Source organism: Zwartia vadi (assembly GCF_030410375.1).
In the GTDB taxonomy this organism is placed as follows: Bacteria; Pseudomonadota; Gammaproteobacteria; order Burkholderiales; family Burkholderiaceae_B; genus Zwartia; species Zwartia vadi.
On the sequence record NZ_JAUHHE010000013.1, the window covers coordinates 27,598 to 53,855 of the forward strand.

Consider the following 26,258-nt stretch of genomic DNA (forward strand, 5'->3'; position numbering starts at 1 on the left):
CTTTTCATTCAAACATGCCACAGGATGGAATCAATGAGTCAATTCGAGCATCTCGACCTCGTCAGCGCAGCAGAAGGCGTTGCGAAAAAGGAATTTTCCTCCAAAGAGCTGACCGCTTGGTCACTTAACCGCCTGGAAACGATAGGCAAAAAATTCAATGCCGTTTTTCGAATCGATCATGAGCAAGCCCTGGCGCGTGCAAGTGCGCTGGATAGCCTTCAGGCTAGCGGCATGCTTCTTGGTCCACTGCACGGTGTACCGCTTGCGCACAAAGATTTGATCGAAGTGGCTGGGCGCGAAATGCATGTTGGTTCGAAAATCCTGAAAGGCAATATTCCTAAAAAGAACGCTTGGGTGATTGATGATCTTGATGCGGCCGGGCAAGTCAATCTGGGCGCTCTGCATATGGCCGAGTTCGCGATGAGTCCGACCGGTTTTAATGGCCATTACGGTCATGGCCTCAACCCATGGAACCCAGAGTATCCCTGCGGCGGCTCCTCAAGCGGTTCCGGTATCGCCGTGGCCGCCCGCCTCGTTTTTGGTTCTTTGGGTAGTGATACAGGAGGCTCGATTCGCCAGCCTGCATTCATGTGTGGTGTGACCGGTATCAAGCCAACCTCCAAACGCGTCAGCATCGACGGAGTCTTTCCCCTATCCCATACTCTTGACTGCGTCGGGCCCTTGGCACAAACAGCACGGGATTGTGCCCGCCTGCTCACGCACATTAGCCGCCCGAATCCGAACGACCCCTGGTGCACCAACGTACCCAATGAAGACTATGAAAAACAATTGACAGGCGATCTCAAAGGAATGCGTATCGGCGTTCCTAAAGATTTCTATCGTGAAAACCTGGATCCCGAGATGGCAGCAGCGCTTGAAACCAGCTTGGAGGTTTTGCGCGGACGAGGCGCCGAGCTTGTCGAAGTCAAAGTCCCCGACATGCTGCGTATCCATGAAATGACGGCAATCGTTCTAACAGCCGAAGCTGCGCAAGTGCATCGAGCATGGGTTGAAAAGAGACCGCAAGACTATAGCGACCAAGTTCTTGCGCGCATTAAACCGGGCTTTACCCAAACGGGTGTTGATTATGTTGAAGCCTTACGCGCAAGAGACTCTTTTATTAAAGAATATTTACAAACTAGCCTGGGTGATTGCGACGCCTTGCACATTCCCGTCGCGAAACTTCACACGCCGACGATTGCCGCGACCACCTCAGGAAATTTAAACGATGTACTGCAATCGATTAGTCAACTTACATTTACAAATCGGGCCATTAATTATCTCGGTTTGCCTGCGATGAGTGTTCCAGCTGGGTTTTCATCGAAAAAAATGCCGCTGGCTTTTCAGCTAGTGGGTAAACCCTTTGCGGAGAGCACAATTTTAAAAATCGCAGATGCCTATCAGCGCGACACCTCTTGGCACAATGCGCGCCCATCTGTTTGAAGAAAAGATGAAGGCTATGGAAAGACGATGAACATCACACCTCTCTCTGAAACACTGGGTGCGCGAGTAGAAGGCATTGATTTATCAATACCTTTAAACGACAAGCAAATCGACGCGATTCTCATTGCATTGGGTCGTTACGGGGTTTTGGAATTTCCAAAACAAACGTTGACAACATTACAACTCAAGGGATTCAGCCAGAATTTTGGCGAGCTTTATATTAGTCCTGGTGGGCGTGCGCAAGTGCCCGGATTTCCGGAGGTCATGATCCTCTCGAACATGGTGGTGGATGGTCAGGCGGTTGGGCTCAAGGATGCAGGTCAATCTTGGCATACGGATATGTCTTATGCATCGGTCATTGCCCTTGCAAACATTTTATATGGCACCACTATTCCGCATCGCGATGGAAAACCATTGGGTGCAACGCAGTTTAGAAATATGCACGCAGTCTATGAGGACCTCTCCGAGGATCTTAAGACAATACTCTCCAACAAAACCATCACACATGATTTCAACAAATTTTGGGACATGATGCGCGCCCGACCAGGGAGTACGCGCCCCCCTCTGAGTGAGAAAGAGAGAAATGCGCGCCCGCCGGTCAGTCATCCCGCATGCTTGACTCACCCGTTGACCGGCAAAAAAGTCTTGTACGCAAATCCTGGGTACGCAATCGCGATCAATGATCTTCCGAAAGCGCAAAGCGATGAGATTCTTGAGGAGCTTTTTGAGCGTCAACTCGATGACAAGTATCTCTACTCCCACCAGTGGAGCAAGGATTCTGTCTTGATGTGGGACAACATCGGCACTACCCACAACGCAGTGGCGGACTACGCGCCGCACGAACACCGCTACATGCAGCGCTGTCAGGTGATGGCTGATCGCTTATTCGGGCCTGCAGGCACGCGTGAGCCAATTCTTTTCAAAGCAAGGGCATAAAAAAATGAATAAGAGACAAATACTTAAACTCGTGCTGACTGCATGTTGTCTGACCAGCGGAGCCGTTTCAGCACAAAATCAACAAGTGTTTCCTGACAAACCCATACGGCTGATCGTTGCCTACGCACCAGGAGGTGCGACGGATATTGTGGCACGTATGCTTGCTCAGGAACTCACTCCCCTGATGGGACAGTCTGTCATCGTAGAAAATCGCGCGGGTGGCGGAACCCTCGTGGGTACAGAATCCATCAAGCGTGCGAACCCAGACGGTTACAGCCTGCTGTTTGGAACCAACGCCTTTGTCATCACGCCACTGCTACACAATACGCCTACGTATGATCCAGTCAAAGACTTTTCTCCAGTATCGCTGACCACGATCCAACCCCTTGGATTACTTGTCACACCAGGATTAAAGATTAAAACAGTTGAACAACTGATCGACTATGCGAAGAAAAATCCTGGCAAACTGAACTTTGCTTCCTCTGGCAATGGTTCAGCCCAACATTTGGCCGGAGAATCCTTTCGAGTCGCTGCGGGTATCGATTTAGTTCATGTTCCTTACAAGGGAGCAGGTCCGGCCTTGGTGGATCTTCTGGCTGGCCGTGTGGACATGATGTTTACTTCTTTAGTGGGTAATACAGAACATATCAAGGAAGGTCGACTGGAGTTGGTTGCGACCTCGGGCGTCAAACGCGGTTCTGCAACACCAGGGGTGGCAACTGTCGCGGAAACCCTGCCAGGTTTTGAAGCCTTCACTTGGCAAGGGGTCATCGCGCCAGCTCAAACACCCGCGAACGTCATCGACCAGCTCAATACTGCAATTAAGAAAGTAGCGGCGACACCTAAGTTCTACGAAAAACTTGCAGCGCAAGGCATGGAAGTCCAGACCTCCACCTCCACTGAATTCAGGGAAAGACTTGCCAATGATGCAGCCAAATACAAAGAATTGCTGCAGCGCACGCAGACAACGATTCGCTAAATCTAGGCTATAAAACCTTTGGCGCTAGTTAGTATTCTAAAAAAATAGCATTGCTCAACCCATGCCTCTCACCATCACGGATTAAATATGTCGAACCCTCAGCAAAAACGATTTCCGCAAGTCACTCTCGAAACGCTTCCACAAGAGTCGCGCGGGCTTGCGCAAGAGATTCTGGATATTTCTAGTCTTGGGCTTGCGGGCCCCTACAACGTCATGCTGCGCAGCCCTATTTTTGCCGATCGCATGAAGCGTTTGCTCGACTACTTGCGATTCAACAATTCACTCCCTATGCGCTTGAGTGAATTCGCCATTCTGATTCAGGCTCGTCTGTGGAGTTCGCAAGTGGAGTGGGTCGCGCACTATCCTATCGCCTTGCGCAATGACTTACCAGCCCATGTGGCGGATGATCTCAAGCAAAACATCCGTCCGCGCAACATGCAACCTGATGAAGAAGCCGTCTACGACGTTTGCATGAATATGAGTAAAAATCACAAAATCAGTGAAGAGCTCTTTCAGCACGCTAAAAAAGTGTTGGGTGAACAACAGCTCGTCGATCTGATCGCAGTCAGCGGAACATATGTGACGATCGCAATGTTGTTGAGTCTGGGTGAAGAGCCTATCCCCGAAGGCAAAACACTGCCCTTCCCCGAAGCGCTGTAAAGACTAATCCGCTAGGCTTGGTCAGCAATACGTATCGCTGAGGGAGGCTGACCAGCCAATCGACGAGCGTGAACCTGCATGAAACCGTCTTCAATCGCGCGTGCCAGACGATCGATATCGAACAATGGCGCGCGCAGCCGATTTTCATGCAGGCGCTCACGCAAAGACTTCAACTGCGCTCGATTTGTTGCGAGCTCAATGGCCTTGGCCTCAAAGGCGTTGCCATCCAGTGTGATCAACTCAGGCAAATCGATCGCATTGAGCAAGCTCGCGGCAACGCGACTGGCAAAAGCCGACCCCATGCACGTCAGCACCGGCAAGCCAACCCACAGCGCATCGCTGGTAGTCGTGTGCGCGTTGTAAGGTAGCGTATCAAGAAACAAATCGGCGAACTGTTGTCTGGCCAGATGCTGGTCAGTCGGAAGCTTGGGCGCAAAGATCAGTCGTTCAGGATTGACGCCACGGTCTTTTGCTTCGCTACGCAGATTATGAGCGGTTTGCTCGCTGGCCTGTAACAGCCACAAAACACTATCAGGCACTGCGCGCAAAATTGCCATCCAATGATCAAAAGTCTCTGGAGTAATTTTGTAGTTGTTATTGAAACAACAAAATACGAAAGCATCCTCCGGCAAGCCAAGCTCAGTACGTGTGGAAAAAACCGTCGACACAGCGCGACTTTTATCATTAGGCTGATAGCTGTTTGGTAAGTAAATAACTTTTTCCGTGTAAAACGCTTCAGTTTCAGGTGTGATCAACACCTTATCCGCGAGGATGTAATCCATATAAGGCACACCTAGGGTGCCGGGGTAGCCCAGGTAGTTGATCTGAACCGGCGCTACTCTGGCGGCGAACACCCTAGGTCGACAACCTATTGTCCAACCGCTCAGGTCCACCGCAATGTCGAGTTCGAGCGCTCTCGCACGCGCGACGAGTTCTTCGTCTGAATCGGCCCTGACATCAATAAAGTGTTCAAAACCCTGTTTAAGACGCTGCCTCATCGCATCGCCCGTGTCTGGACCGGAAGAAAAAGCATACACCTCGAAGGCTGATCGATCATGCGCCTCGAAGAGTCCCGCAATGAGCTGTGAAACGGGATGATGATGAAAATCAGCTGAGAAATAACCCACGCGTATGCGTGCATGCGGCGGACGCTTTTTGAAGGGTAACGACTGTTTGAGGGTCGGGTGTTTCTCGCGAATCCAAGTCTGCGCAGCGCGAAGCTGCAAACCAGGATCAGAGGTCAGTGCCAGAAGTGGAAAAGGCAATGTCGCTGGCTGCTCGTGGCGGACCGCCTCGAGTAGCTCAGATAGACGCTCTTGATAGCGCTTCCAGTCACACATCTGCATGTTGACGTGTAGGCGCGTCCCCAGCAAATACGGAATATTCGGTGAAAGCGCGATTGCGCGGTCAAAGCTTTCAACCGCCTCGGCATGTCTGCGCAGTTCATTGAGAGCATTGCCACAGTTCATAAAGGCGGAAGCGTGATCGGGCGCAAGAGAGGTCACCATTCGAAAACTGGCAACCGCGTCCTCAAAACGACCCATCATGCCAAACGCATTGGCGCGATTGAAATAGGCCTCCGCGTAATTTGGGGCGATTGCGATCGCACGATCGTAGCTCTCGATCGCGTCCGCCCAGCGACCCATGTGCTGAAGCAAGTCACCGCGATTATTGTGCGCCTCGACATATTCTGGATCAAGTGCAATCGCTTTGTCATAATGCGCCAAAGCCGACTTGTACTTTTTTAAATCCTGAAGAAGGTTGGCAAAATTATTATGTATTGAAGCGACGTCAGAATCGATCTTAAGCGCTTTGATAAAGAGAGTCTCAGCGCGTTCGAGCTGTCCGGTTTGATATGACAACGTGGCCAACATATTGAGCGCGTCAAAATGATCGGGTTGCCATTTCAATGCCCGCTCGTACATCACACGGGCTTCTTTGAGCTCTCCTCGATGATGTAACGCCAATCCCTCCTGCAGCCTGTTGTGCGCCTTCATCGCATCGACAGCAGACACGACCTTACCCGATTGAGCAATATTTCTACCCACAGTTCACCCCGAAAATACTCACAAAACCTATAACTATCAACGATCTTTTTGCTTAATCTTGGTGAAAACAGTATTGACCACTGTCGCGCGCATAGGCTCGCTCAGCCCGGAGGCTGACTTGGGCGTTGAGGTGTCTTTTTTAGGCTTTTTTGTTTCTTTATTGGATTTTTGCTGACCTTTTGCCACGATAATGCCCCAGTAGATTGACGATAAACTAGTGTACAGGTCTATCGACAAAAAACCCAATGCTCAACACTCTGCGCGTCCCCGAATCTGAAGTTGAAATTTGCGCCATGCGCTCGCAGGGCGCGGGAGGGCAGAACGTCAATAAAGTATCAAGTGCGATTCATCTGCGCTTTCACATCCCCAATTCAAGCCTGCCTGCCGATGTAAAAGTACGTTTACTCGCGCTGAAAGACTCCCGCATCAATCGGGACGGAGCGATTGTGATCAAAGCGCAAACCCATCGCAGTCAAGAACTCAACCGGGTCGATGCCTTCAACCGCCTCAACGCACTGGTCAACAGCGTGGCGCGTCCGCCTAAAACGCGTCATGCGACCAAACCCACTTTCAGCTCGAGGCAACGTCGACTGGAAACCAAGCGCAAGCATTCCGAGACAAAGGCCTTGCGTGGAAAATCCGCGCTATAACGTTATAAATACATTTCAAACGAAGCACATGTCCCAAGTACTGCCTATAGCGACGACTCCAGCACATGAACATTCCTCTCTTTCCACTTGGCTCGACGCTTTTTCCAGACGGTTTACTGGCACTTAAAATTTTCGAAGTGCGCTATCTGGATATGACAAAGGCCTGTTTTAAGCAACAGTCGCCCTTCGGCGTTGTCACATTAACAACCGGTCCTGAGGTACGCATGCCCGGACAGGAGGTTGAATTTGCCGAGATCGGCACGCTCTCACATATCGTCGAGTTTGATGCTGTACAGCCAAGTCTTTACCTGCTGCGCTGCAAAGGGGGTCAACGCTTTAGGATTCTTTCGCGGTCCTTGGCTCCCAACGGCGCTTGGTCCGCCGAGGTCGAACTGATCGCAGAAGACCTTGAAATAGAAATTCCGCCCGAACTCACCCCATCCTCTCAGGCCCTTGCCCGACTGATCGAGTCATTTGACGAGCAAAATATCCCGCCCGATGAACGCCCCTTTTATGGACCGTATCGTCTGAATGACTGCGGTTGGGTCGCGAACCGCTGGGCCGAACTACTCAACATCCCCGCCACGCAAAAGCAGCATTTGCTCGCGATGGATCATCCCCGCCTGCGACTGGACCTTGTCCAGGAAACGCTCGAAGAAATGGGGGCATTTAAGCCCCCACGCGCATAAACAGGTGTTTTTTGATCAAGCGCGCAAGGATGCGCAAAACGCCTTGATCCTTTCGCAGGCGTCTTTCAGAATAGCATCCGATGTTGCGTAGGAGATCCGGAAGTATGGTGCCAAGCCAAACGCAGAGCCCGGCACCACCGCGACCAGCTTCTCATCGAGGAGCGCATTGGCAAAATCAAAGTCATTATTGATCTTGACGCCTTTGGGAGTGGTTTTGCCAAGCACGCCTGCGCAGCTTGGATAAACGTAGAAGGCACCCTGGGGTTTTAGGCAAGTAATGCCCTCGCATTCATTGAGCATGCGCACAACCATATCCCGGCGGCGTTCAAAAATCACATTATGATCGGCAATAAAATCTTGAGGGCCATCCAGGGCTTCGAGGGCTGCGGCCTGACTGATCGAGGAAGGGTTGGAGGTCGACTGGGACTGAATGGCCGACATCGCACCAATCAACCAGCTCGGTCCATGTCCGTATCCAATACGCCAACCAGTCATGCAATATGCTTTTGACACTCCGTTGACAGTCAACACACGGTCTGCGATCTCCGGTGCGACTTGTGCCAACGTCGCGAACTTTGCACCATCAAACAGGAGCTTTTCGTACATGTCGTCCACCATCACCAACACATTTGGATGCGCCTTGAGAACTTTTCCAAGCGCTTTCAAATCTTCGGCTGAATAGACCGCACCAGTAGGATTGGAAGGAGAGTTAAGAATCAGCCATTTGGTGCGGGGCGTGATAGCCTTTTCGAGCAGTTCGGGGGTCAGTTTGAAATTCACTGAGGCATCACACACCACCGGCACAGCCGTGCCGCCAGCCAAGACAACCATGTCCGGGTAGCTGACCCAATATGGCGCAGGAATCAATACCTCATCGCCCTCGCCGATCGTCGACACCAGCGCATTAAACAAAACCTGTTTGCCGCCCGTGCAGACAATCACATCATCAGGATTGATCGTCATCCCATGATCGCGTAAAAACTTTCTGGCAATGGCGCGCTTAAGTTCGACTGTTCCGTTTACAGCCGTGTAACGCGTCTGCCCACCCTTGATTGCCTTGATCGCTGCTTCGCAAATGTTGGCAGGAGTATCCATGTCGGGCTCGCCCTGAGCCAAAGCAATGACGTCCATTCCCTTGGCTTTCATCGCCTTGGCATTGTCAGTGATCGCCAACGTGGGTGAAGGTTTAACCAAAGACATACGGGGCGAAAGTAATGCTGCACTCATTTATTTCTCCAGAGAAAGGGGGCGGCGCATGGAGTCACACATACCGAAATTGCATGCCAAGCCAACAAATATAACCCAAGCCGCTCAGCAAATTCATGCCAAGTTGAGATGATCCCGCACAAGTTCTGCGACATTGCCTTTTTACCTTTGAAAACTCTCGAAATCAGCCTCGCAGCATGGTATCGTGCGAAAAAATTCCGGAGGATTCAACATGAATTTCGCAACCAAACTCACTCGTCGCGCTTTGCTTGGCGCTCTGGTTCTAACAACCGGTTTTGGATTAAGCGCAACTGCGCAGGCCAAATACCCTGACAAACCGATCAAAATCATTGTTGGCTTTGCCGCTGGCGGTCCAACCGACATTGTCGCCAGACTGGTTGCCAATCGTCTGGACAAAATTCTCGGTCAACCCGTGATCGTCGAAAACAAGCCTGGTGGCGGATCCAACATTGCCTCGGCAGAAGCCGCGCGCGCCAAACCAGATGGCTACACGCTGTTTTTAGGAACCATTGCGAACGCGACCAACATGTCGGTTTATAAAAATTTGAGCTATGACACTGAACGCGATTTTGTGCCGATCACCCAACTCGTATCCTCGCCAAGCGTTTTAGTTGTCAATAATGACTTACCTGTCAAAACGCTTGCTGAGTTGATCGCCTACGCAAAAGCCAACCCAGGCAAACTTTCCTATGCCTCGTCGGGTGCCGGTGGCTCCCCTCACCTTGCCGGGGAAATGCTTAAACAGCGCGCAGGTATTGACGCACTACATGTGCCCTACAAAGGCGCTGCGCCCGCAATGAATGACGTGATGGGCGGTACCGTTTCGATGGGTTTCAAAACAGCCTCTGGTGTGACAAGCACGATTCAGGCTGGCCGTCTCAGAGCGATCGCGATCGCGAGCGGAACACGCCTGCCACAACTGCCTGATGTGCCTACGCTTGCTGAACTCGGATTCAAGGATTTTGAAGTGAGTTCATGGAGCGGTCTGTTCGCTCCGAAAGGCACGCCGCCTGAGATCATCAATACGATCGCCAAAGCAACCATCGAAATTCTGAACAACCCCGATGTACGTAAACAACTCGAAGCAATGGGTGCCATTCCTGTTGGCAGTACCCCGGCTGAGTTTCAAAAATACGTCCGCTCCGAAATCGAAAAATGGGCGGTTGTTGCCAAGGCTGCAAACATTCAACTTTGATTCGTGAACTCTATTTGCTTTAATCTATTCAACATTTGACACCCACGCGCCTCAGATCGCTGTTCTTCGGTCTGGGGCGCGTTGTTTTAGTAGCGCCTTCTCATCACAGCTTGTTGGCCAAGGAATCAGGAATGACGCAAGTGTCAGTTTCAGCCACGATTCTTGAGAGAATTGCCGAAAATATTTGTTCATTTGATATGAATGCCATCGGACCGGATGCCTACACGCTCGCCCGGACTGCTGTGATCGACACGCTGGGCGTCACGCTCGCGGGTATTTCTGAACCTTGCACCACTCTACTTCTTAAGACACCGGGCATCGCAACGGCGCCAGGTCACTGCTCCATATTTGGCCTGAACCGCAAGACCTCGGCTCTGGACGCTACTTTTATCAATGGAACGGCATCACATGCTCTGGACTACGATGACTTTAGCCAACCGATGGGCGGGCACCAGTCTGCACCACTCGTTGCGCCGTTAATGGCACTGGCCGAAGAAAAAGGACTCACAGGTCTGGCTTTGCTTCAGTCTTACATCGTCGGCATCGAAACTGAGATCCGCCTTGCGCGTGCCGTGAATTTTTATCATTACGACAAAGGCTGGCACCCAACAGCCACGCTGGGTGTATTTGGCGCTGCCGCTGCAAGCGCACATCTGCTGGGTCTGACACCACCGCAAGTGACGACTGCGCTCGCGATTGCCGCATCATTTGCCTCAGGGCTGAAAGCGAATTTCGGCACAATGGTCAAACCCCTGCATGTCGGCCAGTGTGCGCGAAATGGTCTGCTTGCCGCGCTCATGGCGCAGTCCGGTTATGAAGCGAACGCGGCGGCGCTCGAGCACAAACAAGGATTTTTCAATGCCTTTAACGGTCCTGGAAACTTCAATGCGGAATTGATTTTTGAAAACTGGGCGAATCCTCTTGAAGTACTCAGTCCGAGCATGGGGCTTAAGCAATTCGCTTGCTGTGGCAGCGCCATTCCCGCCGTCGCCATGGCGTTGAAATTGCGTCAAGAAGAGAATCTCGATATTAATCAGATCGAAAAAATTGAAATTTTGCCGCACAAGCGCAGACTGCCGCACACGAACAATCCCGACCCACAGAGCCCGCTTGCTGCAAAGTTTTCAGTTCAATATGCTGTATGTCTGGCTATCGTGAAAGGTGCGCTGAAACTTGGCGACTTTGAAGGAGAGGCCCATTTTGATCCGCAGATCCGACAACTGATGGCAAAAACGATCGCACGGGAACATCCTGACATGCCCGAGGACTCACCTGACCAGTTTGGTGCGGAGGTCATCGTCACGCTCAAATCGGGTCGCACACTCGCACGTCGCGTAAACAGTTTGATTGGTCGCGGCGGTGATAACCCTCTTTCCGCAAATGAACTTTGGGAAAAATTTTCTGACTGTGCGCATCGCGTCATCGAGCCTGTCGCCGTCAAGCGACTATTCGAGTCTTTACAACAACTTGAAACCATCAAGGATATTCGCTTGATCACTCAGCATATGAAAGCGCCGCATTAAGCGCCCCCTAAAAATCTCAATCAAACGGACACATCACTCATGACACAAAATGCTCCGCAGTACAGCCCGCTCGGTCACAGCGGCTTATTAGTGCCCCGCCTATGGCTCGGCTCCATGATGTTTGGCGATCAGACAGATGAAACTGTCGCGCGCGAAATGGTCGCTGTCACACGTGACGCAGGACTTAATGCCATCGATAGCGCCGATAACTACGCGGGAGGTGAGTCAGAACGCATCGTGGGCAAACTGATTGCCCAGGACCGTTCACGCTGGGTGCTTGCCACCAAAGTGGCCAATCCGATTGGTAAGGAGCCAAACGACAAAGGACTCTCCCGTCGCTGGGTCATGCAAGAGGTGGACAACAGTCTTAAACGTCTGAATACTGACTGGATCGATGTGTATTACATGCACAAGGATGATGAGACGACGCCGATCGAAGAAACATTGTCGAGTTTTGCTCGACTGATTGAGTTGGGCAAAATCCGTTACTACGGTATTTCAAATTTCAGGGGATGGCGCGTGGCGCGCATGGTTGAAACAGCTCGTCGCATGGGTATTCCCCAGCCCATCGTCTGTCAGCCGCCCTATAGCGCAGTCACCCGCCTGATTGAAACAGAGGTGATTCCGGCTTGCGCGCATTATGGAGTGGGCGTGGTGGCGTACAGTCCGCTTGCACGCGGCGTTTTGACCGGCAAGTACGACCCGAACATCAAACCGGATCCGAATAGCCGCGCGGGACGGGGTGACCGGCGCATGCATCAGACTGAATTTCGAACAGAATCGCTCGAAATCGCCAACGCCCTTAAAGCCCACGCACAAAGCCGCGGACTGAGTCCCACACAATTTGCAATCGCCTGGGCACTCAACAATCGGCTCATCAGTGGTGTGATTGGTGGACCACGGACACTGGAACAATGGAAAGACTACGTTGCCGCTCTGTCCGTTGAGCTTCTGCCAGAGGACGAAAAGCTGGTCGACGGACTGGTCCCGCCCGGCTATGCGTCCACCCACGGTTTCGTTGATCCGCAATACCCGATTAAGGGTCGCAAACCCTTCTGAATACTCTCAAGCACCGAAGTCACAGACGTCAGGGGCACTCTGGCGCCTGTTTTGGGGCGATAATAAGCGCCTAGTCATCTACGTTTTCTGCAAATGAACAAGCGCGACATTGTCATCAAAAGCACGACCTATTTACGCGGCCCAAATATCTGGACCTACTGCGCCATCATCGAGGCGCTTGTGGACATCGGCGATCTTGAAGACAGCCCCTCAAATACAGTTCCCGGCCTCTACGAACGACTGACCGCCTGGCTGCCTAGTTTAGTTGAGCATCGCTGCAGTCCCGGAGTGCATGGCGGATTTTTAATGCGCCTCAAGGAAGGCACCTGGCCCTGCCATATTCTGGAGCACGTCACCCTGGCGCTACAGGATCTGGCCGGTGTTCCCGGCTACGGCTTTGGTCGGGCACGTGAAACTGAAGCGCGCGGCGTATACAAAGTCATGGTCAGTGGATGGGAAGAAAAAGTCACTCTTGCCGCGCTTTACATGGGTCGAGATCTCGTCATGGCCGCCATTGACGACAAGCCCTATGATCTCGAAGGCGAACTGGAAAAGTTGCGTGATCTCGCGCAAGAGCTGTGTTTGGGACCCAGTACCGCCTCAATGGTGCTTGCGGCAGATGAACGCACGATTCCAGCGATCCGGCTCAGTGAAGGCAATCTCGTACAGTTCGGATATGGCGCGAAACAGCGACGCATCTGGACTGCTGAAACGGATCAGACCAGTGCGATTGCCGAAACGATTTCACGTGACAAGGGACTGACCAAACAGCTTCTTGAAACCTGCGGTGTCCCGATCCCCAATGGTCGTGCAGTGGACAGCGCGGCCGACGCTTGGGAAGCGGCCCAAGACTTGGGCCTGCCTGTCGTCGTCAAGCCAGTCGATGGTAATCATGGGCGTGGTGTGTTCATTAATCTCGAGACACGCGCTGAAATTGAAGCGGCTTATGATGTGGCAGTCGATGAGGGTTCGGGCGTTTTAGTCGAACGCTTTATCCGCGGTAATGAGCATCGCCTTCTCATTGTTGGCGGCAAGCTGGCCGCTGCAGCCAAAGGCCAAACGGCCAGTGTTGTGGGCGATGGCCAGCACACCGTTCAGGAACTCATCACCCTTCAGATTAACTCGGACCCCAGGCGCGGTCGCGGTGAAGATCAGCCTCTCAATCCAGTGCGCATCGACTCGGCCGCACGACTTGAATTAACGCGTCAGGGATTTCATGCTGACAGCATCATCCCAGTCGGACGAGAGGTTCTCATTCAACGTAATGGCAACGTCGCCTTTGACTGCACCGATGATGTGCATCCTGAAGTCGCGGCGATGGCGGCGCTTGCCGCCAAAACAGTTGGTCTGGACATAGCGGGCATCGATCTGGTCGCAGAGGATATCTCCAAGCCTTTGCATGCTCAGGGTGGTGCCATTGTTGAGGTCAATGCGGGCCCAGGTCTACTGATGCACCTTAAACCTGCCGAAGGTCAGTCCAGACCTGTCGGTCACGCCATCATCGATCATATTTTTCCCGGTGAGGAAAATGGCAGCATTCCCTTAGTGGGGGTGACCGGAAGTCATGGAACGAGCCTGATTGCTCGACTGACCTACGATCTTCTCAATGCACACGGCTGGCGGACAGGCCTAGCGAACACGGACGGCTTGTATGTGGGCGATCGGCGACTTTTCGCCGGCGACGCTGCGAACTGGGACCAAGCGCGACGTTTATTACTCAATCGAGAAGTCGAAGCGGCAGTCATTGAAAACAATGGCATGGAGATTCTCACCAAAGGGCTCGCTTACGACCGTTGCTCTGTCGGAATCGTCACGGACATTGCCTACTCTGACTCGTTCAAGCAACCTGAAGTCGCTTATCACGCTTTTGAAACTGCTGAAGACTTGATCAAAGTCTACCGGACGCAAGTAGATGTTGTGTGGCCGCACGGTGCGGGCATTTTGAATGCCGACGACCCGAATGTTCTATCCATGGCTCAGTATTGTGACGGCGCCATCATTCTATTTAGCGCGCAGAGTGACTCCGCTGCGATCGCCGTTCATCGCGAAGCAGGCAAACGAGCCGTTTTTATCGACCAAGCGCACATCGCGATTGCGGATGGTGCGTCGCAACAAATCGTCTTATCTCTCTCGGAACTCTCTACCAAAGGTCTCGGCCAGAGTGCTCGGACTTTGCCACAGGTGCTAGCGGCCATCGGCGCAGCGTGGGCGTTAGGCGTTTCTACAGATGTCATGAGGCGTGTTTTACGATCTTTTGAGTAAGAAGTCGGTAAACTATGTTGGCATTTTTCCCATTCCGAACAACTCTTAGGTCCAGCCAACATGACTGCTCGAACAACTTGTCATCGCCTTCAGGTCGCAACGCCTCTTTACCAATTCATCGAAAATGAGGTTCTGCCTGGCTCCGGGGTCGATCATGCGAGCTTTTGGAAAGGTTTCGATGCGCTTGTACACGACCTAACACCCACGAATAAAGCGCTGCTTGGTGAGCGGGATCGATTGCAAACAGCGATGGATGCCTGGCATCGCAGTCATCCTGGACCGATTCAGGATATGCAGGCCTACCGGGCCTTTCTGACTGAGATCGGATATCTAGCACCCGTTCCAGCACAGGCCAAAGCAACCACCACAAATGTTGACGCTGAACTCGCCTTGCAGGCTGGACCACAGCTTGTTGTACCCGTCCTCAATGCCCGCTACGCTCTAAATGCCGCCAATGCGCGCTGGGGTTCTTTGTACGACGCACTCTATGGGACAGATGCCATTCCCGAAACAGATGGAGCGACCAGAGCGGGCGGCTACAATCCGGTGCGTGGAGCCAAAGTGATCGCCTTTGGACGTCAGTTTCTCGATCAATCCGCCAAGCTTTCAAAAGGTTCGCATGCGCAGGCTCAGTCCTATGCTGTTAAAGATGGACAACTGATTGTCACCCTCCAAGACGGCTCAATCACTGGTTTGGAATCCCCGACAAAGTTTGTCGGCTATCAGGGTGATGCAAACCGTCCGACATCGATTCTTTTGCTCAACAACGGTTTGCACATCGACATCCAGATTGATCAAAGCAAGGGGATCGGAAAAGACGATCCTGCCGGCATCAACGACATCGTCCTCGAAGCCGCCTTGTCCACTATTCTCGACCTGGAAGACTCTGTTGCCGTCGTGGACGCGGACGACAAGGTGCTCGCCTATCGCAATTGGCTGGGTATTTTGAAAGGCACACTGGTCGAGCGTGTCACCAAAGGGGGGCAAACATTCGACCGGGCCCTCAATCAAGATCGCCACTACACTGCGGCGGCAGGTGCCAAGCATGCCAAAAACGGTGTGATCACACTGCATGGCCGCTCGTTACTTTTTTTGCGCAACGTCGGTCACCTGATGACCAATCCCGCCATTCTCGATGGCAACGGTCATGAAATTTTTGAAGGTATTCTTGATGCGGTCGTGACTGTCACGATTGCATTGCACGACCTCAAGCGCGACCAGGCGCACAAGTTTGGAAACTCGCGCACAGGATCGGTCTATATAGTCAAACCTAAAATGCATGGTCCCGCCGAAGTCGCGTTTGCCAACCAGCTCTTTGGACGCGTTGAGGCCATGCTTGGGCTGGCCCCCAATACGGTCAAGCTTGGCATCATGGACGAAGAGCGTCGAACCAGTGTCAACCTTAAAGCCTGCATCAATGAAGCCCCTGCACGCGTGGCCTTCATCAACACAGGCTTCCTGGACCGTACGGGCGACGAAATGCACACGGCCATGCACGCAGGGCCCATGATCCGCAAAGGCGACATGAAGTCGAGTGCTTGGCTGTCTGCCTACGAGCGTAGCAATGTGTTGACTGGGTTAGCCTGCGGCTTGCGTGGACGTGCGCAGATCGGCAAAGGCATGTGGGCTATGCCAGACTTGATGGCCGCTATGCTTGAGCAAAAGATTGCCCATCCCAAGGCCGGTGCGAATACTGCTTGGGTCCCCTCCCCAACAGCTGCAACTTTACATGCCCTGCACTACCACCAAGTCAGCGTTGCGGACATACAATCCGAGCTTGAAAAAATCGATGCTCCCAAAGAAATCGATCGACTCCTCAATGAGATTCTTGAGGTCCCCGTTGCCGTCCAACCAAAATGGACGCCAGCAGAAATACAGCAAGAACTGGACAACAATGCTCAAGGCATTTTGGGTTACGTCGTGCGCTGGATCGATCAAGGAGTGGGCTGCTCCAAAGTGCCCGATATTCATAACGTCGGATTGATGGAAGACCGCGCGACCTTGCGCATTTCCAGCCAGCACATTGCAAACTGGCTCCTGCATGGCATTGTGACTGAAGCACAAGTGCACGAAACGCTGCAGCGCATGGCTAAGGTTGTCGATGGTCAAAACGCCGGCGATCCACTTTATCAACCCATGGCACCAGATTTCGAAGCCTCCTACGCCTACCGCGCCGCACGCGACCTCGTTTTCAAAGGCCTCGAGCAACCCAGCGGTTACACAGAGCCTCTATTACATGCCTGGCGCCTCAAGGTTAAGGAAAAACAATGAACGCCCCCGTCCCGAAGCTCGACACCGCACAAGTGCTCTCCTCGGTCAGTCAGACCTGGGATGATGATCTGATTGGTCAACTGAGCGACTATATCGAGATCCCGGCCAAGTCCCCTGCTTTTGATGCGAACTGGGCACAGGCTGGTTATTTGAATCAAGTTGTGGAGCGAACGGCCGCCTGGATCCAGGCACAAAAAGTTGCAGGTCTGACTCTGGAAATTATTCGCCTGCCCGGGCGAACCCCGGTTTTATTTTTTGATGTGGCCTCCACGCGTCCACAAAGCGCAAACAGTCAAACTGTGTTGATGTATGGCCATCTTGATAAGCAACCCGAATTTGATGGATGGCGCAATGGACTCGGACCTTGGACGCCAAAGTACTTGGACGGCAAGCTCTATGGTCGCGGCGGTGCGGATGACGGATACGCAGCGTATGCTGCGATCACTGCCATTCAGGCCCTGAAAGAGCAAAAAGTCCCACACCCCCGTATCGTCGGTCTGATCGAGACCTGCGAAGAAAGCGGCTCGCCTGACTTGCTTCCCTATATCGATGTACTGAAAACACGCCTTGGAGACGTTGGGCTGGTCATTTGCCTGGATAGTGGAGCGGGCAATTACGATCAGCTGTGGCTGACAACGAGTCTGCGTGGGATGGCCGCGGGTGTGCTGAAAGTCGAGATCCTGACCGAAGGCGTGCACTCAGGCGATGCGTCCGGCCTGGTGCCCTCTAGCTTTCGCATCATGCGCCATGTACTCGATCGTCTCGAAGACAGTGAGACAGGCAGACTGTTGCCTAAAAGTTTCCATTGCGAGATCCCGGCCGAGCGACTTGCTCAAGCGCAGGCAACGGCGGCTATTTTGGGTGACGCCATCTACAAACGCTTTCCTTGGGCTCATCATGACTGCGCTGGATCGAGTCTGGTGGCCTTGCCTACGACCCTTGACCCTGTTGAAGCCTTGATCCGGCGAACCTGGAAGCCCACGCTGAGCGTGACGGGTGCCGAGGGATTTCCAGCCCTGAAGGATGCGGGCAATGTCTTACGCCCCTACACAGCCTTTAAGCTGAGCTTGCGGCTGCCTCCCTTGATTGATGCAGCCGCGGCTGTGGCTGAGCTTAAAACCCTTCTCGAAGACAATGCCCCCTATCAAGCCAAGGTGACCTTCCACTCCGAGAGCACCTCAAGCGGCTGGAATGCTCCGACGACAGCCCCCTGGTTCGAACAAGCGCTCAACAATGCCAGCCTGGCGCATTTTCAAGCCCCCGTCGGCTTTATTGGTCAAGGTGGCACGATTCCCCTTATGAAGCTGCTTAGCACAGGCTTTCCCAAGGCCCAAATGATGGTTTGCGGCGTCCTCGGACCTCAGTCCAATGCCCACGGTCCGAATGAATTCCTGCATGTGCCCTACGCTAAAAAACTAACCGCCGCAGTAGCTCAAGTCATTGCGCAAGTACCGGAGCAGTAGCGATGCCGCGGCTAGCTTGACACACCCGCGCATGGTGAGTACAACAGTGTTTTGTCTCACCTCCAAGCGCTCTCTGACATGGCACATACCGGTTCACTCATTATTCGCAATGGCACAATCGTCGATGGCACTGGGTCCAAGCCCTACGTCGGCGATATCAAAATCGTCGATGGCTTGATTAAAGAAGTCGGTCAGGTGACCGGATCTTCGGATCAGGAAATCGATGCAAAAGGCTTGCTCGTCACCCCGGGATTTGTAGACATCCATACGCACTACGACGGTCAAGTCACCTGGAGTAACAAGGTTGCCTCCTCATCACAGCTTGGTGTCACCACTGTCGTTATGGGTAATTGCGGTGTCGGCTTTGCACCTTGCAAACAAGAGCATCGCGACATCACCATGAAACTGATGGAAGGTGTCGAGGACATTCCCGGCGTGGTGCTGGATGAAGGCTTGCCTTGGAACTGGAGCACCTTTCCAGAGTATTTGGATGCCCTCGAAGCCCGTCAGTTTGATATCGATGTTGCAGCCCAAATCGGTCATGCCCCGCTTCGGATCAACGTAATGGGTGACCGAGGAGCCAAGCGCGAACCCTCGACTGACGAGGATCGCGCTCAAATGGCGGCTCTCGCCGTCGAAGCAGTTAAAGCTGGTGCGCTCGGTTTTTCAACTTCAAGAACCATCCTGCATCGCAGTAGTGATGGCAATCCCACACCCTCGCTCGGCGCTGCAGAAGGTGAATTGACCGCCATCGCCAAAGGCTTAGGCGAAGCGGGTCTTGGTGTGTTGCAGTTGGTGACGGATTTCGATGATGTGGACGAAGAGTTCGCAATGTTGCGCAGAATTGTCGAAACCTCTGGCCGCCCTCTCTCCTTGACACTCCTGCAACACGAGCACTTGCCCGACCGCTGGCGGCGCGTGATGGAACACATGCATGCGGCGACCGATGCGGGCTTAAAAATGAAAGCACAAGTGGGTGCGCGTCCTGTGGCCCTGATTCTCAGCTTTGCTCTTTCTCTGTGTCCATTCACGCAGCTTCCGAGCTTTGAAGCTTTACGCAGCCTGAGCCCCGAGGAACGGCTCAAGAAATTGCGAGACCCTGACGTGCGTGCAAAGATTTTGTCCGAAGAGCACAGTGAGGCGATGTATAAACGCCGCGTGGCGAACTTTGACAACTTGTATCCACTTGGTGATCCACCTGACTACGAACCAAAACCTGAGGACAGCATTGCAGCACGTGCCGCACGCGCTGGTGTGGATCCTGCTGCTTTTGCGTATGACTACCTGCTCGAAAAAGATGGCACAGCAATGCTCTATCGTCCACTTTATAACTATGCCGATCGCGACCATGAGGTTCTGCGTGAAATGCTGATGGATCGTGACACTGTCCCGGGTCTGAGTGATGGAGGTGCGCATTATGGTTTTATCTGTGATGCGAGCTTTCCAACCTATCTGTTAACCCACTGGGCTCGAGACCGTAGCCGTGGCCAGAAGATACCGCTTGAAATGCTTGTGAAATGGCAGACGCAAGACACCGCAGCCACGGTTGGCCTGCATGACCGCGGAATTTTGCGACCCGGCTACAAAGGCGACGTCAACATCATCGACTTTGAAGGCCTCAAACTTCATGCGCCAAAAATCGTTTATGACCTGCCTGCTGGCGGTCGCAGACTCGGTCAGGCGGCCGAAGGATATCGCGCCACGATCGTATCAGGTGTGGTGACTTATCGGGATGGTGCTGCGACAGGCGAATTACCAGGGAAACTGATCCGAGGCGCTCAACCAGCGCCTGCAAAGGCTAGCATGGCAGCCTGATTGATCGGTGGGGCTTAGACAAGATTGTTCTAAGCCTTGAAGCGTGCGCGCACCTGGCCAAAGGTTCCAAAATCTGCTGTCATCTCGTCGCCAACAGAAACAGGCACTGGTACCACGCAAGTGCCCGTCATCACCACTTCACCAGCCTTGAGTTGTTGGCCTTGAGACAACAACTCATTGGCAAGCCAGGTCAACCCTATCCGTGGATCACCCAAGACATTGAAGCCCTTGCCTGTCGCAACAGTCTCGCGACCACGCCGGACACTGACAGCGTGTTGGCTCAAGTCCGTTTCTCTCCAGTGATCGGGCACGCGCGGCCCGAGAATCACATAGCATGCACAGGCAAAATCGGCGATAAGCTGAGCTTCGCCAGCCCCAACAAAATCTATGTAGCGAGAGTTGGGGACTTCAATGGCGACATGCAAGCCTGACACACAATCCATCACTTGAGACACCGTAAGCGGGGACCCAGAATCGGCAGCGCCGCTCACTGATGCGTAACCGACATCTCGTCCGATCAAAAAGGCAAACTCAGCCTCGATGACAGACATGTGATTGTGCGCAAGCGACAACTCCGTGTTGTCTGCCAGGCAACGGGAGGCCGAAAGCCGCCCAGCCAAGGGCCCGCTGACTCCGATATGTTGCTGGCCGGCTTGACTCGTTGCAGCGATCTTCCAGCCTAAAGCCGGCTCTCCTGTCGCCTCAAAGAGCGCATGCTGGATCATATAAGCCTCTGTTCGACTTTTCGGGCGACACTCTGGAGTGAGCCCTTCAATCCGTGCGTGCGACTTCCAGGCGGGCAATAATTGAGCCACAGCCTGCTTGATGGACTCTGCGTTCATGGGGAATTAACCGCCCTCGATACGAGGAATAAAAAAGACTTCGGCGTTAGCGGGGATGATCTGTGTGTAAACCACTTCGTGAATGACACCATTCACAGCGAGGGAGGTCTCCTCTTCGAGATGCTCTCCCAAGCCCGGAAACAAACGATCCATGGCGCTGATCACACCACGAACCGTTTTGGCTTCGATTTCAAACTCCCGCACGCCATTGGTGTAACGACGACTAAAACCGCCGGTCAACATGACCCGTACGGTTTGAGCCGCAGTACCTGAAGCGTCAGACTGCGCTTGAGGTTGAGAGCTAGCCTGCATCAATCGCTGCCAAGACTCTCGGTGGAGACATGGGTAGCTCAGTGAGTCGCTTACCCGTGGCGCGCTGAATAGCGTTGGCAACGGCCGCCATGGGAGGCACGATATTGGCTTCGCCGACACCCTTGACACCATAGGGGTGATTAGGATTCGGAACCTCAACCAATATTGCCTCGATCATGGGAAGATCCGATGCAACAGGAATACGATAATCAAGGAAACCAGCATTCGCCAGACGACCTTGTTTGTCATAGATGTATTCCTCATTCAGTGCCCAGCCAATCCCTTGCACGACACCACCGTGAATTTGCCCTTCACAGTACTTTGGATGAATGGCGCGACCCACGTCCTGGGCAGCGACAAAGCGCAAGATTTTGACTGCCCCTGTCTCTGGATCGACTTCGACATCGCAAAACTGTGTCGAGAAACCAGGTGCCTGACCGCCCGCGTTCACTGCCGCTTCGGTGACAATCGGTCCGCCTGTCACAGCTCGCTTGGCTGCGATGGCTTTGAGCGACAAGGGCTCAAAATCACCCACGCTCTTGTCGGCGGGTTTGGCAAAACCGTCTTCCCAGACGACGCCTTTGACATCTACATCCCACATGATGGAGGCGCGCAAACGCAACTGCTCAATGATCTTGTTGCAGGCTTCCACAACAGCCAGACCTGTCGCATAGGTAACGCGTGAACCACCTGTCACATGGTTGTAGCCAATCGAAGCGGTATCCGCGACTGTTGAGCGCACGGACTCGTAAGGCACACCAAGGGTCTCGGCAGCCATCAACGCCATAGAGGCACGTGAACCACCTACGTCCATACTGCCTGTGGCCAAGACAACCGTACCATCCTCGTTAATATGAATAGAAGCGGTGGATTCACCGCCACCGTTAAACCAGAAACCCGAGGCCACACCGCGCCCCTGATTTTTTCCAAGAGGTTTGTTGTACTCAGGATGGTTGAGCAGCGCCTGAATCGTCTCGGCATATCCGTCGTGAGAATGCTTGGGACCGTAAGCCGTGGGAGAACCCGCTTTCGCCGCGTTTTTCAAACGCATCTTTAAAGGATCCATACCGATTTTCTGTGCCAACACATCCAGCACGCTTTCCACAGCAAAGGCGGAAATCGGGGAACCTGGGGCACGATACGCGGCAGATTTGGGACGATTGCTCACAACGTCGTAACCCACCGTATGAACGTTCGGAATCACATACGGTGCGAAGGCGCACATCGTGGCATTCATGACGGGAGAGCCAGGAAAAGCACCAGCCTGAAACTTGAACAGTCCTTGGGCCGCAACAATCGTGCCATCTTTCTTGACGCCAATTTTGACAGTCATCGATGAACCCGAAGTTGGACCTGTCGCCTTGAAAACCTCTTCACGCGACATCATGATCTTGACTGGATGACCCGTCTTGCGAGAGAGCGCCACAGCGATCGGCTCGACATACACCACTGTCTTGCCACCAAAGCCCCCGCCGATTTCTGCTGGGTGCACAACCAGATTGCCTATCTCCATCCCGAGCAACTTGGCGGTGTAGGCACGCACGACAAAGTGTCCCTGGCTCGAAGACCAAAGTTCACACTGACCATCAGCGCCAAAACGTGCGAGGCATGAGTGCGGCTCGATATACCCTTGGTGAACAGGGGCAGTCTTGAAACTCATTTCAACGACTTCGTCTGCGCTGGCAAAACCAGCCTCGAGGTCGCCTACTTTGAATTTGAGACGCTTGCTGACGTTGGAGGCCTTGGCTGGTGCAGGCTCGATTCCCCGAGTGATCATGTCTTCGAACAGCAAAGGCGCATCTGGCTGCATCGCCTCGTCGACATCAATCACGTGAGGCAGAACCTCGTAATCGATCTCGATCAAACTGATTGCCTCTGCAGCAATCGCGGCAGTCGTCGCGGCTACAGCTGCGATTGCATGACCTTCGTATAAAGCCTTCTCGCGAGCGAGAATGTTGCGTGTCATGTGCCAATAGTTCACGGCCACACGTTCAGGTCCGACATAATCAAACGGCTGATTGGGCAAATCCGCTGAGGTCAATACTGCTTTGACTCCAGGCAATGCCTCGGCCTTGGCGGTATTGATCGAACGAATGCGCGCATGGGCGTGAGGCGAACGCAGGATCTTGGCCCACAACATGCCAGGTAGTGAGTAATCAGCGCCGTACTGCGCAATGCCCGTGACCTTTGGCACGCCGTCGGGACGAATCGGACTTGTGCCGACAGACTTAAAGGCTTGTTCAGTATTTTTAGTGTTCGTCAACATGCTCAAGCTCCCCGCAATTGGCGTGCTGCATCCATCACAGCCTCGATGATTTTGTTGTAGCCCGTGCAACGGCAAAGGTTACCGGCGAGCCAGAAGCGAACTTCCTCCTCAGTCGGATCCGGGTTGCGTTCGAGCAACGAACGGGCTGCGACCAGAAAACCCGGCGTACAAATGCCGCATTGCAACGCGGCATGTTCAAGAAACTTTTGTTGCAAGACATGCAGGTGCTCGCCATTAGCCATGCCTTCGATCGTTTCGATGGACTTGCCTTCTGCTTCGACACCCAAAACCAGACAGGAACAAACCAAACGACCATCCAAAGTCACGCTGCACGCGCCACAATCACCCGTGCCACAGCCTTCTTTGGTACCGGTCATATTTAAATCATTGCGCAGCACATCAAGAAGTGATTGATTCGCTGCGCAGAGAAACTCAACTGGATTTCCATTAATTACCGTTGTTACGTGATGCTTAGACATTGCTTAATTCCCCTTCGCTCTGCTGAGCGCTTTTTCTGCCGCGCGTCGAGCCAGCACACCTGCCAATTTGATACGAAACACCTTTGTTCCACGTTTGTCATCGATGGGACGCGCAGCGGCGCTTGCCGCGGCAGCGAGCTTGGCAAGAGCAGGCTCATCGACTTTGGTGCCAATCAACGCTGCAGCCGCCTCTGGAACCAGCAACGCGCGCTCTGCCACCGCACCGAGGCTAACCCGAGCATCCGTACATGTACCGCTTGCATCAAGTGTCAGACTTAAACCAACTCCCACGACTGCGATGTCCATTTCCGAGCGAGGCGTGAAGCGCAAGTAGGCGTCACCAGAGTGCGGAGCGCGTTTGGGTAAGAAAAACGAAACAATCAGTTCGCCTTTTGACAAAGTCGTTTTACCCGGTCCGGCAGGAATGTCCTCAACAGGCACCTCGCGTCGACCATTCGGGCCGACGACGCGGGCGATGGCACCGGCCGCGATCATCGCGGGCACGGTATCCGCGGCAGGCGAGGCATTGCATAAATTGCCCGCTACCGTCGCGCGCCCACGAACCTGAATCGAACCCACCAGATTCGCACCGTCAATCACTCCCGGCCATGTTTTGGCAAATGCCTCGTTTTCGAGAAGCTGCATACAGGAAACGGCCGCCCCAAAACGATAACCGCCGTCTTCAACGGCGATCGTGTTCATCTCTGCTATACCTTTCACATCGAGAACCAGCTCTGGTTTCACATTGCCATTACGCATGTGAATCATCAGGTCGGTCCCGCCAGATAAAACTTTAGCCAAACCTTGGGTGCCGGCTAACAACGCAGCGGCAGCCTCGGCTGTTTTTGGCTGTTCAAAACGCATTTCACTCATCTCGCTTCCCCGGTCATTTGTCTGAACCTTTTTCAGTGATTTAGTGGACTCATTCTATTCTATTCGTCGTCGTTTTAGTCAAAGCGCATACCCTGAGTTTATCTAGAACTAAAGGAGCCATTTATATGCTGCGACGCACAAAAAAATACCTCTCCAGCACGCTTGCCGGAGAGGCTGGATACAAATATATCCGGATAGTTTTTATGCCGGATCGATTTTGATATTGTTTTGCTTGATCACATTTTCAAACTGAACCCGAGTGCTTTCAAGGTACTTCGCAAAGGCAGCCCCTTCTCGGAAATCAACCTCAAGCGAAATACGACTGAAAACCTCAAGAGTTTCTGGCGAGGTCATAATTTCTCTCATCGCCTTTTCCAGAGTGTCCAGGACATTTTTGGGCATCCCAGCGGGCCCCACCAATCCGATCCAAGCACCCAGATTGAAACCGGGGATGCCGACAGTAGAGGCCAGCGCGGGCACGCCTGGCGTGACTGCGCTACCCTTTTCCAAGGATACGCCCAACGCGCGCAGTCTTCCGTCACGCACAAAGGGCATCGTTGCCGCGGCAGTTTCCAGGCAGTAATCCACGCGCCCAGCAAGCACGTCAGCCAGCGCGGGTGAAGAGCCTTTGTAAGGAACATGGACAGCTTTCAAACCCAATGCGGCATTGAAAGCCTCTGCGACGAGGTGAGCGGTCGCCCCGGTTCCGGAAGAAGCAAAGGTGTATTTGCCGGGATTCGCTTTCACCAGAGCAACAAACTCTTTGGCATCTTTGGCAGGGAACTTGGGATTCACCACCAACACATAGGGTGACAAGCCAGCCATGGCGATATATGTGAAGTCTTTTTGTGTGTCGTAAGGGGTCTTTTGCAGGAGCGGAGCAACGGAAAGTGGACCACTCGACCCTGCCAACAGCGTGTAACCATCCGCCGCGGATTTGGCCACGTTGTCGGTACCAATCATGCCACCCGCACCAGCCTTGTTATCGGCCACGACTGTTTGACCCAGCAATTTGGTCAAACCCATCGCCATGGCACGTCCGGCCAAATCGGTCGCCTGTCCCGGGGGCCATGGAATGACGATCTTCAGAGGCTTGCTTGGATATGCGGCTTGAGCCATCGCACCTGTCGACCAACCCAGGGAACCACCCACGATGGAAAGACCCGCCATGCCTAAGATTGACCGACGCAACGAGTTGTGATGATCAACTTCCTGATTTTTTTCTTGATCCTGCTTTTGCGCGCTGATGTTTGATTTGTTTTTCAT

Annotated in this window: 21 protein-coding genes; 13 read left to right on the forward strand and 8 right to left on the reverse strand. The window is 53.3% G+C overall.

The window, feature by feature from the left end:
- Positions 1-33: 33 nt before the first annotated feature.
- The 4 genes from QWY27_RS11815 to QWY27_RS11830 all read left to right on the forward strand — a co-directional run bounded on the left by QWY27_RS11815 (position 34) and on the right by QWY27_RS11830 (position 4,018).
- Complete coding sequence (locus QWY27_RS11815) at positions 34-1,443, forward strand: amidase (protein ID WP_290198573.1); 1,410 nt, start codon at positions 34-36, stop codon at positions 1,441-1,443.
- A 27-nt stretch (positions 1,444-1,470) separates the two neighbouring features.
- Positions 1,471-2,379, forward strand: a complete 909-nt coding sequence (locus QWY27_RS11820; protein ID WP_290198574.1) for a TauD/TfdA dioxygenase family protein — start codon at positions 1,471-1,473, stop codon at positions 2,377-2,379.
- A gap of 4 nt (positions 2,380-2,383) precedes the next feature.
- On the forward strand, positions 2,384-3,358 hold the full coding sequence (locus tag QWY27_RS11825; protein ID WP_290198575.1) for a Bug family tripartite tricarboxylate transporter substrate binding protein: 975 nt from the start codon (positions 2,384-2,386) through the stop codon (positions 3,356-3,358).
- A gap of 87 nt (positions 3,359-3,445) precedes the next feature.
- Positions 3,446-4,018, forward strand: coding sequence for a carboxymuconolactone decarboxylase family protein (locus QWY27_RS11830; protein ID WP_290198576.1), 573 nt, complete (start codon positions 3,446-3,448; stop codon positions 4,016-4,018).
- 11 nt (positions 4,019-4,029) lie between these two features.
- On the opposite strand, the gene QWY27_RS11835 is transcribed toward QWY27_RS11830, so the two are convergent.
- Entirely contained in the window at positions 4,030-6,066 is a 2,037-nt protein-coding gene (locus QWY27_RS11835; protein ID WP_290198577.1) for an O-linked N-acetylglucosamine transferase, SPINDLY family protein, read from the reverse strand.
- Positions 6,067-6,311: 245 nt separating this feature from the next.
- Between QWY27_RS11835 and arfB the strand changes: the two genes are divergently transcribed.
- On the forward strand, positions 6,312-6,716 hold the full coding sequence (gene arfB, locus QWY27_RS11840; protein WP_290198578.1) for an alternative ribosome rescue aminoacyl-tRNA hydrolase ArfB: 405 nt from the start codon (positions 6,312-6,314) through the stop codon (positions 6,714-6,716).
- 65 nt (positions 6,717-6,781) lie between these two features.
- Complete coding sequence (locus QWY27_RS11845; RefSeq protein WP_290198579.1) at positions 6,782-7,405, forward strand: LON peptidase substrate-binding domain-containing protein; 624 nt, start codon at positions 6,782-6,784, stop codon at positions 7,403-7,405.
- Between the two features lie 15 nt (positions 7,406-7,420).
- Here the strand turns inward: QWY27_RS11845 and QWY27_RS11850 are convergent, their stop codons facing one another.
- A complete protein-coding gene (locus QWY27_RS11850; protein ID WP_290198580.1) occupies positions 7,421-8,632 on the reverse strand; it encodes a pyridoxal phosphate-dependent aminotransferase in 1,212 nt (403 codons plus the stop codon).
- 211 nt (positions 8,633-8,843) lie between these two features.
- On the opposite strand from QWY27_RS11850, the gene QWY27_RS11855 reads away from it, so the two are divergent.
- The 7 genes from QWY27_RS11855 to QWY27_RS11885 all read left to right on the forward strand — a co-directional run bounded on the left by QWY27_RS11855 (position 8,844) and on the right by QWY27_RS11885 (position 20,220).
- Positions 8,844-9,827 carry a Bug family tripartite tricarboxylate transporter substrate binding protein gene (locus QWY27_RS11855; protein ID WP_290198581.1) on the forward strand — a complete coding sequence of 328 codons (984 nt, stop codon included), beginning with the start codon at positions 8,844-8,846 and terminating at the stop codon, positions 9,825-9,827.
- 131 nt (positions 9,828-9,958) lie between these two features.
- Positions 9,959-11,350 (forward strand): MmgE/PrpD family protein, encoded by a 1,392-nt coding sequence (locus QWY27_RS11860; RefSeq protein ID WP_290198582.1) that lies wholly within the window; start codon positions 9,959-9,961, stop codon positions 11,348-11,350.
- A gap of 39 nt (positions 11,351-11,389) precedes the next feature.
- Entirely contained in the window at positions 11,390-12,409 is a 1,020-nt protein-coding gene (locus QWY27_RS11865; protein WP_290198583.1) for an aldo/keto reductase, read from the forward strand.
- Positions 12,410-12,502: 93 nt separating this feature from the next.
- Positions 12,503-14,671: a cyanophycin synthetase gene (locus QWY27_RS11870; protein ID WP_435433478.1), complete on the forward strand. Its 2,169-nt coding sequence runs from the start codon at positions 12,503-12,505 to the stop codon at positions 14,669-14,671.
- 60 nt (positions 14,672-14,731) lie between these two features.
- Positions 14,732-16,942: a malate synthase G gene (locus QWY27_RS11875; RefSeq protein ID WP_290198584.1), complete on the forward strand. Its 2,211-nt coding sequence runs from the start codon at positions 14,732-14,734 to the stop codon at positions 16,940-16,942.
- Positions 16,939-18,405 carry a M20/M25/M40 family metallo-hydrolase gene (locus QWY27_RS11880; RefSeq protein WP_290198585.1) on the forward strand — a complete coding sequence of 489 codons (1,467 nt, stop codon included), beginning with the start codon at positions 16,939-16,941 and terminating at the stop codon, positions 18,403-18,405. The genes QWY27_RS11875 and QWY27_RS11880 overlap by 4 nt, the downstream gene beginning before the upstream one ends.
- A gap of 78 nt (positions 18,406-18,483) precedes the next feature.
- Complete coding sequence (locus tag QWY27_RS11885) at positions 18,484-20,220, forward strand: N-acyl-D-amino-acid deacylase family protein (RefSeq protein WP_290198586.1); 1,737 nt, start codon at positions 18,484-18,486, stop codon at positions 20,218-20,220.
- A 29-nt stretch (positions 20,221-20,249) separates the two neighbouring features.
- Here the strand turns inward: QWY27_RS11885 and QWY27_RS11890 are convergent, their stop codons facing one another.
- The 6 genes from QWY27_RS11890 to QWY27_RS11915 all read right to left on the reverse strand — a co-directional run bounded on the left by QWY27_RS11890 (position 20,250) and on the right by QWY27_RS11915 (position 26,258).
- On the reverse strand, positions 20,250-21,062 hold the full coding sequence (locus QWY27_RS11890; protein ID WP_290198587.1) for a 2-keto-4-pentenoate hydratase: 813 nt from the start codon (positions 21,060-21,062) through the stop codon (positions 20,250-20,252).
- Between the two features lie 6 nt (positions 21,063-21,068).
- Positions 21,069-21,374, reverse strand: coding sequence for a ubiquitin family protein (locus tag QWY27_RS11895; RefSeq protein WP_290198588.1), 306 nt, complete (start codon positions 21,372-21,374; stop codon positions 21,069-21,071).
- Entirely contained in the window at positions 21,364-23,640 is a 2,277-nt protein-coding gene (locus QWY27_RS11900) for a xanthine dehydrogenase family protein molybdopterin-binding subunit (protein ID WP_290198589.1), read from the reverse strand. Before QWY27_RS11900 ends, QWY27_RS11895 begins: the two co-directional genes overlap by 11 nt.
- 2 nt (positions 23,641-23,642) lie before the next feature.
- Positions 23,643-24,119 (reverse strand): (2Fe-2S)-binding protein, encoded by a 477-nt coding sequence (locus tag QWY27_RS11905; RefSeq protein WP_290198590.1) that lies wholly within the window; start codon positions 24,117-24,119, stop codon positions 23,643-23,645.
- A 3-nt stretch (positions 24,120-24,122) separates the two neighbouring features.
- Entirely contained in the window at positions 24,123-24,992 is an 870-nt protein-coding gene (locus tag QWY27_RS11910) for an FAD binding domain-containing protein (RefSeq protein WP_290198592.1), read from the reverse strand.
- A 201-nt stretch (positions 24,993-25,193) separates the two neighbouring features.
- Positions 25,194-26,258, reverse strand: a complete 1,065-nt coding sequence (locus QWY27_RS11915; protein WP_290198593.1) for a Bug family tripartite tricarboxylate transporter substrate binding protein — start codon at positions 26,256-26,258, stop codon at positions 25,194-25,196.

Coding starts and splice junctions, on each gene's coding strand:
- QWY27_RS11815 (WP_290198573.1), top strand. CDS start 34: ATGAGTCAATTCGAGCATCTCGACCTCGTCAGCGCAGCAGAAGGCGTT.
- QWY27_RS11820 (WP_290198574.1), top strand. CDS start 1,471: ATGAACATCACACCTCTCTCTGAAACACTGGGTGCGCGAGTAGAAGGC.
- QWY27_RS11825 (WP_290198575.1), top strand. CDS start 2,384: ATGAATAAGAGACAAATACTTAAACTCGTGCTGACTGCATGTTGTCTG.
- QWY27_RS11830 (WP_290198576.1), top strand. CDS start 3,446: ATGTCGAACCCTCAGCAAAAACGATTTCCGCAAGTCACTCTCGAAACG.
- arfB (WP_290198578.1), top strand. CDS start 6,312: ATGCTCAACACTCTGCGCGTCCCCGAATCTGAAGTTGAAATTTGCGCC.
- QWY27_RS11845 (WP_290198579.1), top strand. CDS start 6,782: ATGAACATTCCTCTCTTTCCACTTGGCTCGACGCTTTTTCCAGACGGT.
- QWY27_RS11850 (WP_290198580.1), bottom strand. CDS start 8,632: ATGAGTGCAGCATTACTTTCGCCCCGTATGTCTTTGGTTAAACCTTCA.
- QWY27_RS11855 (WP_290198581.1), top strand. CDS start 8,844: ATGAATTTCGCAACCAAACTCACTCGTCGCGCTTTGCTTGGCGCTCTG.
- QWY27_RS11860 (WP_290198582.1), top strand. CDS start 9,959: ATGACGCAAGTGTCAGTTTCAGCCACGATTCTTGAGAGAATTGCCGAA.
- QWY27_RS11865 (WP_290198583.1), top strand. CDS start 11,390: ATGACACAAAATGCTCCGCAGTACAGCCCGCTCGGTCACAGCGGCTTA.
- QWY27_RS11870 (WP_435433478.1), top strand. CDS start 12,503: ATGAACAAGCGCGACATTGTCATCAAAAGCACGACCTATTTACGCGGC.
- QWY27_RS11875 (WP_290198584.1), top strand. CDS start 14,732: ATGACTGCTCGAACAACTTGTCATCGCCTTCAGGTCGCAACGCCTCTT.
- QWY27_RS11880 (WP_290198585.1), top strand. CDS start 16,939: ATGAACGCCCCCGTCCCGAAGCTCGACACCGCACAAGTGCTCTCCTCG.
- QWY27_RS11885 (WP_290198586.1), top strand. CDS start 18,484: ATGGCACATACCGGTTCACTCATTATTCGCAATGGCACAATCGTCGAT.
- QWY27_RS11890 (WP_290198587.1), bottom strand. CDS start 21,062: ATGAACGCAGAGTCCATCAAGCAGGCTGTGGCTCAATTATTGCCCGCC.
- QWY27_RS11895 (WP_290198588.1), bottom strand. CDS start 21,374: ATGCAGGCTAGCTCTCAACCTCAAGCGCAGTCTGACGCTTCAGGTACT.
- QWY27_RS11900 (WP_290198589.1), bottom strand. CDS start 23,640: ATGTTGACGAACACTAAAAATACTGAACAAGCCTTTAAGTCTGTCGGC.
- QWY27_RS11905 (WP_290198590.1), bottom strand. CDS start 24,119: ATGTCTAAGCATCACGTAACAACGGTAATTAATGGAAATCCAGTTGAG.
- QWY27_RS11910 (WP_290198592.1), bottom strand. CDS start 24,992: ATGAGTGAAATGCGTTTTGAACAGCCAAAAACAGCCGAGGCTGCCGCT.
- QWY27_RS11915 (WP_290198593.1), bottom strand. CDS start 26,258: ATGAAAAACAAATCAAACATCAGCGCGCAAAAGCAGGATCAAGAAAAA.